This window comes from Streptomyces sp. NPDC041108 (assembly GCF_055592645.1).
On the sequence record NZ_JBVIYK010000003.1, the window covers coordinates 316,445 to 330,151 of the forward strand.

The following is a 13,707-nucleotide window of genomic DNA, read 5'->3' on the forward strand; positions in this document are numbered from 1 at the left end:
TTCTCCTAGCTGAGGCGCACGCGCGGGTCGATGTAGGCGTAGGCGATGTCCACGATGATGTTCAGGATCAGGATGAAGAAGGCCCCGAACAGCATCACGCCCATGGTCAGCGGGATGTCCTTGTCGGTCGAGGACTCGACCGCGAGACGCCCGATGCCGGCCAGGTCGAACGTGAACTCAGTGACCACCGCGCCCGACAGCAGTGCGCTCAGGTCCATGCCGATGATGGTGACGATCGGGATGAGTGAACCACGCCAGGCATAACGGAAGAATACGTAACCCTGCTTCATGCCCTTCGCGCGGGCCGTGCGGACGTGCTCCTCCGACAGCTGCTCGATCATGGTCGAGCGGGCCATACGCGTGTACTGGGCGGTGAAGATCGTGGCCATGACGGCCCAGGGGATCAGCATGCCAAGGGCCCAGCCGACCGGGTCCTCGGTGAACGGGACGTACTTCGGGCTCTCCATCCAGCCGGTGCTGAAGACGAGGATGCCGAGGACGATCGGGCCGAGGAAGTAGATCTGGAACGAGCTGAGCACCATCGAGGCGCCACTGACGATCTTGTCGACGACGGTGCCGCGCTTCCAGGCGGCGAGCAGGCCGGAGCCGAGGCCCAGCACCAGGAAGATCACCAGGCCGCCGATGGTCAGCGACAGCGTGAGCGGGAAACGGTCGACGATGGAGTCCCAGACGAACTCGCCGCTCTGGAAGGACATGCCCAGGCACGGCGCGGGGCAGTGACCCACCGCGAAGTCCCGGCCGACGACGATGCCGGACATGAAGTCCCAGAACTGCGTGGTGATGGGCTTGTCGAGACCGAGGTTCTCTCTGATGACCGCGATGTTCTCGGGGGAGCAGTTCTTGCCGCAGGACAGCTGCGCGAAGTCTTGGGGGATCGTATAGAACAGGAAGAACGTGAAGGCGCCGATCAGGAACATGATGACGACGGCGCCGATCAGCCTGCGGATGAGGAACTGAAGCATGGCGGGTGGATGCTCTCTTCGAAAACGCGGCGGTCGGAGGGGGTGGAACCGACCGCGGGGGTGCGCTCCGCCTGGCGCACACCCCCGCGGATCAGCCGGTTTGACCGGACTGGCCGGACTGACGGATTACGGCTGCTTCAGGAACAGGTCGTTGATGTCGATGTAGCTCGACTCCGTGCTGTACCGGGCACCACCGATGTTCGATCCGAAGAGCTGGATCTGCTTCGAGTAGTAGACCGGGGCGGCCGGGTTGATCTCCTCCACGATGCGGTGGTGAGCCTCTTCCCACGTCTTCGCCGCGGCCTCGGGCTCCTCGGTCAGCGCCTTCTTGATGAGCGCGTCGACCTTGGCGTCCTTGATGTGCGAGTAGTTCGACCCACCGTCGGCGACGAGGGTGCCGTCGTAGACCGGGGTGATGACCGTGGACGGGGAGGACCAGTCCTGGCCCCAGCCGGTCATGTAGAGGTCGAACGGGTTCTTCAGCTTGCCGATCTGCTCGTAGAAGCTGGCCCGGTCGATCTCCTTGGCCTGGACGTCGAAGCCGATCTTGCCCAGCGTGTCCTTGATCAGCAGCATCTGAGCCTGACCACGCGGGGTGTTGGAGTAGGCGTAGGTCAGCTTGGTGCCGTCCTTGACACCCGCCTCCTTCAGCAGCTCCTTGGCCTTCTCCAGGTCACCGTTGGGCTTCTTCAGCTTGCCGAACGGGTCGTAGGACTTGTCGTAGCCCGGCAGGGTCGGCGCCATCAGACCACCGGCGATCTCACCGCCGTAGCGGCCACCGTCGGCCTGGACCATCGCCTGGTTCGGGATCGCGTAGGTGATCGCGTCGCGGACCTTCTTGTCCTTCATGTTGGCGCTGTCGAGGTTGAAGGTCATCTGCCACACGTAGGGCTGGTAGCCCTGGATCGTGCGCTTCTTGGCGCCGGCGTTGCCGATGACCGTCGACAGCTGGGCCGGGTCCACCGAGTCCGTGAACTGGATGGCGTTCTTGGCCTCGCCCTGGTCGGCGATCAGACGCTTGGTCTGGCTGGGCTGGTCGATGGTGGTGGTGAAGTTGTAGCCGTCGACGTACTGGTGGCGCACCGAGTCCGTCTTCGGGTCCCACTGGTCGTTCTTGACCAGGGTCAGCGACTTGCCGGCCTTGTACTCGGAGACCTTGTACGGGCCGAGGGCCGCGGGGGCCTTGTCGTACTTCTCCTTCGTGTCCTGCTTCTCGGGCACGATGGCGTAACCGGCCATGGCGAGGGCCTGCGGGAGGTCCGGGCGCGGCTGGTCGAAGTGGAAGACGACCGTCTTGGCGTCCGGGGTCTCCAGGACGGAGTCCGGCAGGTGCTTGCCCTTGTACGGGCCGTCCGGCAGCGCCTTGCGGTAGTCGGAGCCCGACAGCCAGCTCTGGATGTACGTCGGGCCGTCGAAGATGACCTTGGAGTACTGGCGCTCGATGGTGTGGCGGACGTCGGCCGAGGTGATGGCGTTGCCGTCCTCGTCCTTGATGCCGTCCTTGAGCGTGTACGTCCAGGTCTTGCCGCCGTCGGAGGACTTGCCGGAGTCGGTGGCGATGTCACCGACGACCGTCAGGTTGCCCTTGTCGTCCTCCTGGTAGTTCGTCAGACCGCGGTGGAGCAGGTTGGCGAGCTGACCGGCGTCGGAGACGTAGATCTGACCCGGGTCCATGTGGGTCATGTCCGACTGGGCGTAGACGTTGATGACACCGCCGGGCTTGGCGCCCTTGACCTCTTCGGCGGGACCGGTGGACGCGGCGGCGTCACCGTAGACGACAGGCTTCGACTGCTCGGCGGCGTCGTCCTGGGACTTCGAGGTGTCCTTCGTGTCCGTCTTGCCGTTGTCCGAGCACCCGGTGAGCGCCAGCGAGCCGGCCACGATGGCCACGGCCACGGCGCGCGTGGTGCGGGTTCTGATGGGCTTCATGATGCCTATGCACCTACCTGTCGATTGTTGTCCACGAGTACTGCCTGACGGTCCGGGAAGAACCCGGATCGGGGGTGGCAGTCCCCCCACCCACCAATGGACGATTAGCGTCCGGTCTTGGGGTCGAATGCGTCCCGGACGGAGTCGCCGAGAAGGTTGAAGCAGAGAACGAAGACCACCATCGCCACACCCGGGAAGACCATGAACATCGGGTCCTGGTCGTAGATGTCGGAGCCGATGGCGAACATGCGGCCCCAGTCGGGGGTGGGCTCGACGAAGCCGACACCGACGAAGGAGAGGAAGGCGATGGAGAGGATCGTGCTGGGCAGCATGTACGTGCCCTGCACCAGGATCGGGGTGACGATGTTCGGCAGGATCTCCTTGCGCACGATGCGCCAGGGCGAGGCCCCGGAGACCTTCGCCGCCTCCACGAACTCACGCTCGCGGAGCGAGAGCACGGAGCTGCGGACCAGGCGGGCCAGGCCCATCCAGCCGAGGAACCACATCACCAGGATGATGGCCAGAGCACGCAGATACGTCGGCGTCTCGTCCTTCGGGTCGACGAACAGCGCGGTGACCACGGGCATGAAGGCGATGAAGAACAGCTGCTGCGGGAAACCGAGGAAGAAGTCGGTGACCCGGCCCACCCAGTAGTCGACACGGCCGCCGAAGTAGCCGCCGACCATGCCGATCAGCACGCCGGTGACGACGCTGATCAGGGTGATGAGGACCGCCATGTACAGCGAGGTCCGCATGCCGTAGAGCAGCATCGTGAACACGTCACGGCCGAGCTTCGGCTCGACACCGAACCAGAAGTCGCCCGACATGCCACCGAAGGAACCGGTGGGCATCGCGAAGTCGTCGAGCAGGAAGGGGTAGTCCGGCTCCTGCGCGTACAGCGTGTAGGGGTTCTTGCCGTACAGGCTCGCGATGACCGGCGCGAGCGCGGCGATCGCGAAGAAGAAAATCACTACGCACGCGGAGACGACTCCCGTACGGTCCCGCTTGAACCGTTGCCACATCAACTGGCCGGGGGAACGACCCTCAAGCTTCTTCTCACCCTTGACGGCCTCGGCGGTCGTCTCGAGCTCGGGGTCCAAGGCGACCGCGGACCCGGAGCCCTCGGCCTTGGTTGGACTGGTCATGTCTGTTCTTCCCCCGGGGGGTTGGAGAGTTGAGCGCAGCACAGATACCGGCAGGTTCTGTGGTTTGGGGGAACTTTCGCCAAACGGGTCAACGCGCGTCAAGGGCGGAAGGCATAGGGATCTCCCTACCGTCCATATTTTGAGCAAAAATTGCAAAGATTGACACCTGGTCGCGCTTGACAGCTCACAACAGAAACCGGCGAAACGGACATTCAGGGTACGATTTTTGTTTACATGTCCGAAACTTGATCGCTGCGACACCGATATCCGAACAGCGGTTCACAGCTCTCAGACAGCTGATCGGACATCCGGCGACGAAACCGCCGGCCTCCCCCACAGGCCCTTCACACGCGTCCCGGAAGCCCCAGTATCCCCACGACACCTCCCCGCCGTGCGGGCAGGCCGGAAGCCCGGTTCTCCGGTGGATGGAGAACCGGGGCTTCACAGACGGCAACTGGCGGAACGTCAGCCGTGCTTGGCGCGGCTCGCGGCGCGGGCGCGCTCGCGGGCGTCCAGGTTGACCTTGCGGATGCGCACGGCCTCCGGGGTCACCTCCACGCACTCGTCGTCGCGGCAGAACTCCAGGGACTGCTCCAGGGAGAGCTTGCGCGGCGGGACGATGGCCTCGAACGAGTCGGCCGAGGAGGACCGCATGTTCGTGAGCTTCTTCTCCTTGGTGATGTTCACGTCCATGTCGTCGGAGCGCGAGTTCTCACCGACGATCATGCCCTCGTAGACCTCGGTGCCGGGGTCGGTGAAGAGCACACCGCGCTCCTGGAGGTTCGTCATCGCGAACGCGGTGACGGCGCCGGAGCGGTCGGCGACGAGCGAGCCGTTGTTGCGGGTCGTCAGCGTGCCGAACCACGGCTCGTGGCCCTCGTGGATGGAGTGGGCGATGCCCGTGCCGCGCGTGCCGGTCAGGAACTCCGTACGGAAGCCGATGAGACCGCGGGACGGGACGACGAACTCCATGCGGACCCAGCCGGAGCCGTGGTTCGACATGTTGTCCATCCGGCCCTTGCGGACGCCCATGAGCTGCGTGACGGCGCCCATGTGCTCCTCGGGCACGTCGATCGTCATGCGCTCGACGGGCTCGTAGACCTTGCCGTCGACGATCTTGGTGACCACCTGCGGCTTGCCGATGGTCAGCTCGAAGCCCTCACGGCGCATCTGCTCGACCAGGATGGCCAGCGCCAGTTCGCCACGGCCCTGGACCTCCCAGGCGTCGGGACGCTCGGTGTCGAGGACACGGAGGCTGACGTTACCGACCAGCTCGCGGTCGAGGCGGTCCTTGACCTGGCGGGCGGTGACCTTGCGGTCCTTGACCGCGGCCTTGTTGTCCGCGCCCTTGCCCGTGCCGCCGCGGCCGACCAGCGGCGAGGTGTTCGTACCGATGGTCATGGAGATCGCCGGCTCGTCGACCGTGATCAGCGGCAGCGCGATCGGGTTCTCGGTGTCGGCGAGGGTCTCGCCGATCATGATGTCCGGGATACCGGCGACGGCACAGATGTCACCGGGGCCCGCCACCTCGGCGGGCTTGCGGGTGAGCGCCTCGGTCATCATCAGCTCGGTGATGCGGACGTTGGACATCGTGCCGTCACGCTTGATCCACGTGACGGTCTGGCCCTTGCGCAGCTCGCCCTGCTCGACGCGGAGCAGCGCGATACGGCCGAGGAAGTTGTCGGCGTCCAGGTTGGTGACGTGCGCCTGGAGCGGGGCCTCCTCGTCGTACGACGGGGCCGGGACGTGCGACAGGATCGTGGAGAAGAACGGCTCCAGGCTGTTGCTGTCGGCCGGGACGGTGCCGTCCTCCGGCTTGGTCAGCGAGGCGACACCGTCACGCGCACACGCGTAGACGATGGGGAACTCGATCTGGTCCTCGTCGGCGTCGAGGTCGAGGAAGAGGTCGTAGGTCTCGTTGACCACCTCGTCGATGCGCGAGTCGGCGCGGTCCGTCTTGTTGATGCACAGGATGACCGGCAGGCGCTGCTGGAGCGCCTTGCGGAGCACGAAGCGGGTCTGCGGCAGCGGCCCCTCGGAGGCGTCGACGAGCAGGACCACCGCGTCGACCATCGACAGACCGCGCTCGACCTCGCCGCCGAAGTCGGCGTGGCCGGGGGTGTCGATGATGTTGATGGTGATGACGTCGCCGCCATCCTTCGGGTGGTACTTCACCGCCGTGTTCTTGGCGAGGATCGTGATGCCCTTCTCACGCTCCAGGTCGTTCGAGTCCATCATGCGGTCGTCGAGCGACTCGGCGGCGTGCGCGGCGAAGGCACCGGCCTGCTTGAGCATGGCGTCGACCAGAGTGGTCTTGCCGTGGTCGACGTGGGCGACGATGGCAACGTTGCGGATGTCGTGGCGCGTGGCCATAGTGAGGCGCTTCTCCCGGAGTGTGAGGACGGCCTGCGCCGACATCTGTGCTGACATCTGTCGCGCGGACCCTGCCGGGCTGGACACGCCACGGCCTCACCCCATGGTACGGGGCCGCGGGCACCGAGGCTCCCCGGGCCGCTCTGGCCCAGCTCAGACCGGCTCAGCCCCAGCTCAGGACCGTTGCGCCATGGCTCGGGCCACCCTCCGCCGCCCGCGAACCCGCCGGGCACGGTTCGCCCGCCGCGGCCCGCCCGGCCGCTCCGCCCGCCCCTCCTCGTCCCCTTGCTCGCGCCTCGGCCGCCGCCCGCGTGGGTATGGGGGCGGCGGCCGAGGTCCGTGGGGAATGATCTCCTACGAGGCGGTGGGCCGCGCCGGGCCCTTCGCGCCCTTCTTCAGGAAGCCCATGTCCTCGTAGACCGGGGTCTGGAAGCCGAAGGCTCCCGCGTTCGCGAGGGTGGTGCGGGCGGCGACGAGCTGGGGGCGCTGGTAGAGGGGGATGGACCCGGCGGCGGCCCAGATACGGGCGTCCGCCTTGCGGATCAGCGAGCGGCTCCTGGACTCGTCGAGTGTGGACACGGCCTGGTCGAACAGCTGGTCGACCCGGTCCGTGCCGACGCGGGTGTAGTTCTGCTCGACGTTCAGCGAGCCGTCGGCCGCCGGCACCGGCTTGGCGTAGATCGGCCGGGCGTCGGTGGCGGGGTACGCGGACGTCGGCCAGGAGTACAGCGCGAGGTCGTACTGTCCGTTGGCGATGTGGTCCTTGAAGTAGCTCTCGTCGGCGACCTTCGTGATCTCCGTCCGGATCCCGACGCGCTCCAGCATCACCGCGATCTTCTCGCCGACGGCCCGCAGCGACTCCGTCCCCGGTCCCGACGGCAGCACGAACCGCAGCGTCAGCAGCTTGCCGTTCTTGGCGAGCGGCCCGCGCGCGGCCGCGGCGGGCGCCCGCGTCCCCTGCGGGGCGTAGGCGCCCGGCGCGCCACCCGGCTTGAGCTGCCTGCCGTCCTGGGCGAGGTTCTGGTTCCCGTCGGCGTCGTACGGCTTGTCGTCCCCGCCGACGACGTACGTGCTGTCGTCCCGGTCGGAACCGGGCTTGTCGGAGCCTGCGGCGTCCTTCTTGCCGGTCTTCTCCCTCTCCGCGCCGGCCGCCTTCCTGCTCTCCTGAAGAGGCTGGGGGGGTTCGAGGGGGCCGCCCTGTTCCCAGCCGGCGTCGGCGAGGAGGGCCCGTGCCTCGTCGGCGTCCTGACCGCCGAGGGCGCCGCTGTTGTCGGCGTAGGCGGCCTGGCCGGCGAGGGCGAGGTGGCTGCCGACGGGCTCGGCGGGCAGGCCGAGCGGTTCCAGGACGAGGGCGGCGAGCTTCTCGCGGTCGATCGCGCGGGCCACGGCGCGGCGGACGCGCTCGTCGGCGAGGGGGCCGTCGGAGCCGTTCAGCGCGAGCTGGGTGAAGGCGGGTTCCAGGGACCGGCGGACGGCGAAGCCGCGCAGGGCGGACTGCTGAGCGGTGTACTCGGCGAGCGCCGCGCGCCGCTTCTTGCGTGCGCTGATCTCGTCGTCCGCCGCCTTCTCGTCCGAGCCGTGCGCGACGGCCCAGGACCGCAGCGACTTCGCGGGGGTCAGGCCGGGCCCGGGGCCGTGGGCGCCCTCCCGGCCGAGGGGGGCGCTCTGCGAGAGCGGCGGACCGGCACCCTGTGCCTTCTTCTTCCGGTCACGGGAGGCGAGCATGATCCGCTCGGCCTGCGCGGAGTCGATCTCGGCGATGTCGACCTTGTCCTCGGCCAGCGCCTCGGCCCGGTCGGCACGTGGTACGGCGCGCAGGACCAGCTCGGAGAGCTTGGCGGTCCGCCCCCACCAGCGGGGGTTGCGGACGAGCGTGACCTCGCCGCCCTTGCGGTCGACCTCCTTCAGCGCGAACGGCCCGGCGGTGACCTTGAGCTTCTTGCGGGCGCCGTCGTTGAAGGAGTCGGGGGTGCCCATCACCTGCTTCGGGTACAGCGGCGAGAACAGCGACTTCCAGTCCGCGTACGGGCGGGCGAAGGTGACGCGGACCTCCAGGTCGTTGTCCCCGCGTTCGATCTTCTCGATCCGTTCGTAGCCGGCGTTCCTGGCGGTCCAGTAGGCGGCGTCCTTGCCGGACAGGGCCCGCCACTGCGCGGCGAAGTCGGCGGCGCCGATCTCCCGGCCGTCGCTCCACACCGCCTCCTGGTGGAGCTTGTAGAGGACGACCTGCCGGGGTTCGCGTTCGACGACCTTCGCGGACTCCAGGTAGTCGGTGTTGAGCCGGGGGCGGCCGCTGGCGTCGAGGCGGTACATCGACGGCAGGACGGCGCCGGCGACGCGTGCCGTGGTCGGGTCGGCGTCCGCCTGGAAGGTGTTCAGGGTCTCCGGTACGGCGTCCACGGCCCAGCGCAGGGTGCCGCCGTCGGCGACGAGGTCGCGTGCGGCGGGCGCGATGTCCTGTCCGGCGACGGGTCTGCCCGCCGGGTCCTCCTCGCTGCAGCCGCTCAGCACGGGCACCGTGAGCACGCCTGCGGCCAGGAACGCCAGGGTGCGGCGCAGGGCGCGCGGTCGAACGCGGTCGTGGGGAATCGGCATCACTGCGACCTCCTCGCTCCGCGGTGGGAGAACGGGGACGGGGGCGGCTCTGATCACGTTCGGCGGTATATGGAGCTGATCAGACGGATGCGGCCCACTGAAGAGGACGGGGTTCCCACGGGGGCGGCGACACGACGAGGGGCGTGCCGTAACCCACCCGTTCGGACGCCATGAACTCGTTTCGAGCGCGCCGGAGGCGGGGGGTTCACTTGTTCGGCGGGTGCGCCCCCGGTGGGGCCTCCCGGGCAGTTCCCCGCGGCCCGCGGGGCCCAGATGCGACGGGCACCGCGGGGCCCAGGATGCGACGGCACCCCGGGGCCGGGAAGCGTGGGGCGCAGCCCCTGCTTCTCAGGGGCGCGGGGAACGGCGCGCGAAGCCCCACCGGGCCGCACCCGCCGACGCACCCGCACCCCCCGCGCTCCCCCGGAGCAAAAGAACACCGCACACGGCTTCCCACCGGCCCGTGTGACGCGCGACACTCGCAGGCGCATGAACATTGCCGCCTTGGGGTCACCACCCCCTGAAAGCGAGGGCAAGTCATGTCCGTGCAAGACGACTTGACGGCAGTCCGGCGCTGCCTGGACGAACTGACCAGGTCCGTACGCCGCCTGGAGCAACAACTCGGCGGCAGCGGCCTGGAGATACGCCGCGTCCGCACCGACGCCGACCACCTGCGCGAGAGCGTCGCGCTGCTCGGCGAGGCCGCTCCCGCCCTGACGAAGCCGCGCCGCCCCGACCTGGTCCCCATCCCCGACACCCCGTACGACAGCTCGCTGTGGACGGACTCGGACGACGAGGGCCTCGGCTCCCGCGACCGCCGCGCCCCCTGACCGCCGCAACCGCGACCGACCACCCACGACCCGACCACCCCGGCCCTCACCCACCGACACGCCAAGAACCCGACCGGGAGTCCCCCGTTGGCCACTGGTACGGAACCACCGGCAACAGAACCCCATCCCCGACGCGGCGGCGTACGGACCGGTACGCGCGCCGCGATCTCCGCCCCGCACCTGCGCACCGACCGCTGGTGGCTGGCCCCCGCCGCCACGGCCGCCGGGCTGCTGGCCTTCATCGTGTACTCGACGTGGCGGGCCTTCGCCGACGCGCACTACTACGCGGCCCCGTACGTCTCACCGTTCTACTCGCCCTGTCTGGCGGAACGCTGCGCGCCCATGCGCTCCGGCCCCAACTGGGAGATCCTCGGCGGCTGGTGGGGCATCTCACCGGCGATCATCATCCTGATCTTCCCGCTCGGCTTCCGCCTGACCTGCTACTACTACCGCAAGGCCTACTACCGGGGCTTCTGGGCGTCCCCGCCCGCCTGCGCCGTGGCCGAGCCGCACCAGAAGTACTCGGGCGAGACCCGGTTCCCGCTGATCCTGCAGAACCTCCACCGGTACTTCTTCTACGCGGCCCTGCTGGTCGCCGGAATCCTCACCTACGACACGGTCCTGGCCTTCCGCGACGAGCACTACGAGTGGGGCCACATGGGCCTCGGCACCCTCGTGTTCCTCGCCAACATCGTGCTGATCTGGGCGTACACGCTCTCCTGCCACTCGTGCCGGCACATCGTCGGCGGCAAGCTCAGGCACTTCTCCAAGCATCCCGTGCGCTACCGGATGTGGAGGTGGGTCGGGAAGCTCAACGCCCGCCACATGCAGCTGGCCTGGGCCTCCTTGGTGAGTGTGGCGCTCGCCGACTTCTACGTGTACCTGGTCGCGTCCGGCGTCTTCGACGATCCGGCCCTCTTCTAACAGACAAAAGGTGCTTCTGAATGTCCGTGGTCGAACGACAGGAGTGGGACGTCGTCGTGATCGGCGCCGGCGGGGCCGGGCTGCGCGCCGCGATCGAGGCCCGCGAGCGGGGCGCCCGTACGGCCGTGATCTGCAAGTCCCTGTTCGGCAAGGCGCACACCGTGATGGCGGAGGGCGGCATCGCGGCCGCCATGGGCAACGTCAACTCCGGTGACAACTGGCAGGTCCACTTCCGCGACACCATGCGCGGCGGCAAGTTCCTCAACCAGTGGCGGATGGCCGAGCTGCACGCGCGCGAGGCCCCCGACCGGGTGTGGGAACTGGAGACCTGGGGCGCCCTCTTCGACCGTACGAAGGACGGCCGGATCTCCCAGCGCAACTTCGGCGGCCACGAGTACCCGCGCCTCGCCCACGTCGGCGACCGTACGGGACTGGAGCTGATCCGCACGCTCCAGCAGAAGATCGTCGCGCTCCAGCAGGAGGACCACAAGGAGACCGGCGACTACGAGTCCCGGCTGAAGGTCTTCCAGGAGTGCACGGTCACCCGGGTGCTGAAGGACGAGGGCCGGGTCTGCGGGGTCTTCGGTTACGAGCGCGAATCCGGGCGTTTCTTCGTCCTCGAAGCGCCGGCGGTCGTCATCGCCACCGGAGGCATCGGCAAGTCGTTCAAGGTGACGTCGAACTCGTGGGAGTACACGGGCGACGGCCACGCGCTGGCGCTGCTCGCGGGGGCGCCGCTGCTGAACATGGAGTTCGTGCAGTTCCATCCGACGGGCATGGTCTGGCCGCCTTCGGTGAAGGGCATCCTCGTCACGGAGTCGGTGCGCGGGGACGGCGGCGTCCTGCGCAACTCCGAGGGCAAGCGGTTCATGTTCGACTACATCCCGGACGTGTTCAAGGAGAAGTACGCGGAGTCCGAGGAGGAGGGCGACCGCTGGTACGAGGACCCGGACCACAACCGGCGCCCGCCCGAACTGCTGCCGCGCGACGAGGTGGCGCGGGCCATCAACGCCGAGGTGAAGGCGGGCCGGGGCTCGCCGCACGGCGGGGTCTTCCTGGACGTGTCCACGCGGATGCCGGCGGAGACCATCCGACGCCGGCTGCCGTCGATGTACCACCAGTTCAAGGAGCTGGCGGACGTCGACATCACGGCGGAGGCGATGGAGGTCGGCCCCACCTGCCACTACGTGATGGGCGGGATCGCGGTCGAGTCGGACACGGCGGCGGCCCGCGGGGTGCCGGGCCTGTTCGCGGCCGGTGAGGTGGCCGGCGGGATGCACGGCTCCAACCGGCTGGGCGGCAACTCCCTCTCCGACCTGCTGGTGTTCGGCCGCCGGGCGGGACAGCACGCGGCCGCGTACACGGCGGGACTGAGCGGCGCCCGGCCCCCGGTGCACGACACCGAGGTCGACACGGCCGCCGCCGAGGCACTGCGACCGTTCTCCGCCGAGGGTCCGGAGCCGGGCCTGGAGGCGGGCCGGCCGCCGGAGAACCCGTACACGCTCCACCAGGAACTGCAGCAGACCATGAACGACCTGGTCGGCATCATCCGCCGGGAGGGCGAGATGGAGCAGGCGCTGGAGAAGCTGGCCGACCTGCGGGTGCGGGCGCGCCGGGCGGGTGTGGAGGGGCACCGGCAGTTCAACCCCGGCTGGCACCTCGCCCTCGACCTGCGGAACATGCTGCTGGTCAGCGAGTGTGTCGCGCGGGCCGCGCTGGAGCGTACCGAGTCACGCGGCGGCCACACCCGCGAGGACCGTCCGGCGATGGACCGCGCCTGGCGCCGGATCAATCTGCTGTGCCGGCTGTCGGATCCGACCGGCGGTCCGGAGACCTGGGATCCCGCCGTCGGCCAGATCGCCCTCACCCGGGAGACCACCGAAGCCGTCCGTCCCGACCTGCTCGCCCTCTTCGACAAGGAGGAGCTGGTCAAGTACCTCGCCGAAGAGGAGCTGTACGAGTGAGGAGCTACGACAGCGGCTACGACAGCCACGAGGAGGCGCGGTCATGAGCGGCAGCTACGAGGCCGGCTTCAGGGTGTGGCGCGGAGACGTTCAGGGCGGCGGACTGCAGGACTTCAAGGTCGAGGTGAACGAGGGCGAGGTGGTCCTCGACATCATCCACCGCCTCCAGGCGACCCAGACGCCCGACCTCGCCGTCCGCTGGAACTGCAAGGCGGGCAAGTGCGGTTCGTGTTCCGCCGAGATCAACGGCCGCCCCCGCCTGATGTGCATGACGCGGATGTCGGTGTTCGAGCGGGACGAGACGATCACCGTCACGCCGCTGCGGGCCTTCCCGGTCGTGCGCGACCTGGTCACGGACGTGGGGTTCAACTACGCCAAGGCGCGTGAGGTCCCGGCCTTCGTACCGCCGGAGAAGCTCGGTCCGGGCGAGTACCGCATGATGCAGGAGGACGTGGACCGTCCGCAGGAGTTCCGGAAGTGCATCGAGTGCTTCCTGTGCCAGGACACCTGCCATGTCGTGCGCGACCACGAGGAGAACAAGCCGGCCTTCGCGGGTCCGCGCTTCCTCATGCGTGTCGCGGAACTGGACATGCACCCGCTGGACGCGGCGGAGGACACCGGCCTGGACCGCAAGAGGACGGCCCAGGACGAACACGGTCTCGGCTACTGCAACATCACCAAGTGCTGCACCGAGGTCTGCCCCGAGGGCATCAAGATCACGGACAACGCGCTGATCCCGCTGAAGGAACGTGCCGTGGACCGCAAGTACGACCCGCTGGTGTGGCTGGGGTCGAAGATCAGGAGGCGGTCCTCGACGGGGTGAGGGGAGCGCGCGTCACCACCTGAGCATCACGGTCGCCGCGGGCCCCGCCCGAGCGCCGGTGGCGCCACCGGCATCACCGGCGTCACCGGCGTCACCGGGTGGTGGCACGGCCGGGGCGGGCCGCGAGGGCCCCGCTCCCGA

The 13,707-nt window shown here is 68.7% G+C and carries 9 protein-coding genes; 4 read left to right on the top strand and 5 right to left on the bottom strand.

The annotated features are described in order from the left end of the window. Window positions 1–5: 5 nt before the first annotated feature. From ACZ6BB_RS10985 to ACZ6BB_RS11005, 5 genes are all read right to left on the bottom strand, one after another. Complete coding sequence (locus ACZ6BB_RS10985; RefSeq protein ID WP_471614963.1) at window positions 6–983, bottom strand: ABC transporter permease; 978 nt, start codon at window positions 981–983, stop codon at window positions 6–8. Between the two features lie 126 nt (window positions 984–1,109). Continuing rightward, complete coding sequence (locus tag ACZ6BB_RS10990; RefSeq protein WP_471614964.1) at window positions 1,110–2,912, bottom strand: ABC transporter substrate-binding protein; 1,803 nt, start codon at window positions 2,910–2,912, stop codon at window positions 1,110–1,112. A gap of 104 nt (window positions 2,913–3,016) precedes the next feature. Further along, entirely contained in the window at window positions 3,017–4,057 is a 1,041-nt protein-coding gene (locus tag ACZ6BB_RS10995; protein WP_471614965.1) for an ABC transporter permease, read from the bottom strand. A 465-nt stretch (window positions 4,058–4,522) separates the two neighbouring features. Next, a complete protein-coding gene (typA, locus tag ACZ6BB_RS11000) occupies window positions 4,523–6,430 on the bottom strand; it encodes a translational GTPase TypA (protein ID WP_471614966.1) in 1,908 nt (635 codons plus the stop codon). Window positions 6,431–6,784: 354 nt separating this feature from the next. Continuing rightward, entirely contained in the window at window positions 6,785–9,025 is a 2,241-nt protein-coding gene (locus ACZ6BB_RS11005) for an ABC transporter family substrate-binding protein (RefSeq protein WP_471614967.1), read from the bottom strand. Between the two features lie 539 nt (window positions 9,026–9,564). Here ACZ6BB_RS11005 and ACZ6BB_RS11010 point away from each other — a divergent pair. The 4 genes from ACZ6BB_RS11010 (at window position 9,565) to ACZ6BB_RS11025 (ending at window position 13,566) form a co-directional block, all read left to right on the top strand. Beyond that, window positions 9,565–9,855, top strand: coding sequence for a hypothetical protein (locus ACZ6BB_RS11010; RefSeq protein ID WP_471614968.1), 291 nt, complete (start codon window positions 9,565–9,567; stop codon window positions 9,853–9,855). Window positions 9,856–9,942: 87 nt separating this feature from the next. Continuing rightward, window positions 9,943–10,779 (top strand): hypothetical protein, encoded by an 837-nt coding sequence (locus ACZ6BB_RS11015; protein ID WP_471614969.1) that lies wholly within the window; start codon window positions 9,943–9,945, stop codon window positions 10,777–10,779. A gap of 20 nt (window positions 10,780–10,799) precedes the next feature. Beyond that, window positions 10,800–12,743 carry a fumarate reductase/succinate dehydrogenase flavoprotein subunit gene (locus ACZ6BB_RS11020; RefSeq protein ID WP_471614970.1) on the top strand — a complete coding sequence of 648 codons (1,944 nt, stop codon included), beginning with the start codon at window positions 10,800–10,802 and terminating at the stop codon, window positions 12,741–12,743. A 43-nt stretch (window positions 12,744–12,786) separates the two neighbouring features. Then, window positions 12,787–13,566: a succinate dehydrogenase/fumarate reductase iron-sulfur subunit gene (locus ACZ6BB_RS11025; RefSeq protein ID WP_471614971.1), complete on the top strand. Its 780-nt coding sequence runs from the start codon at window positions 12,787–12,789 to the stop codon at window positions 13,564–13,566. Window positions 13,567–13,707: the final 141 nt, after the last annotated feature.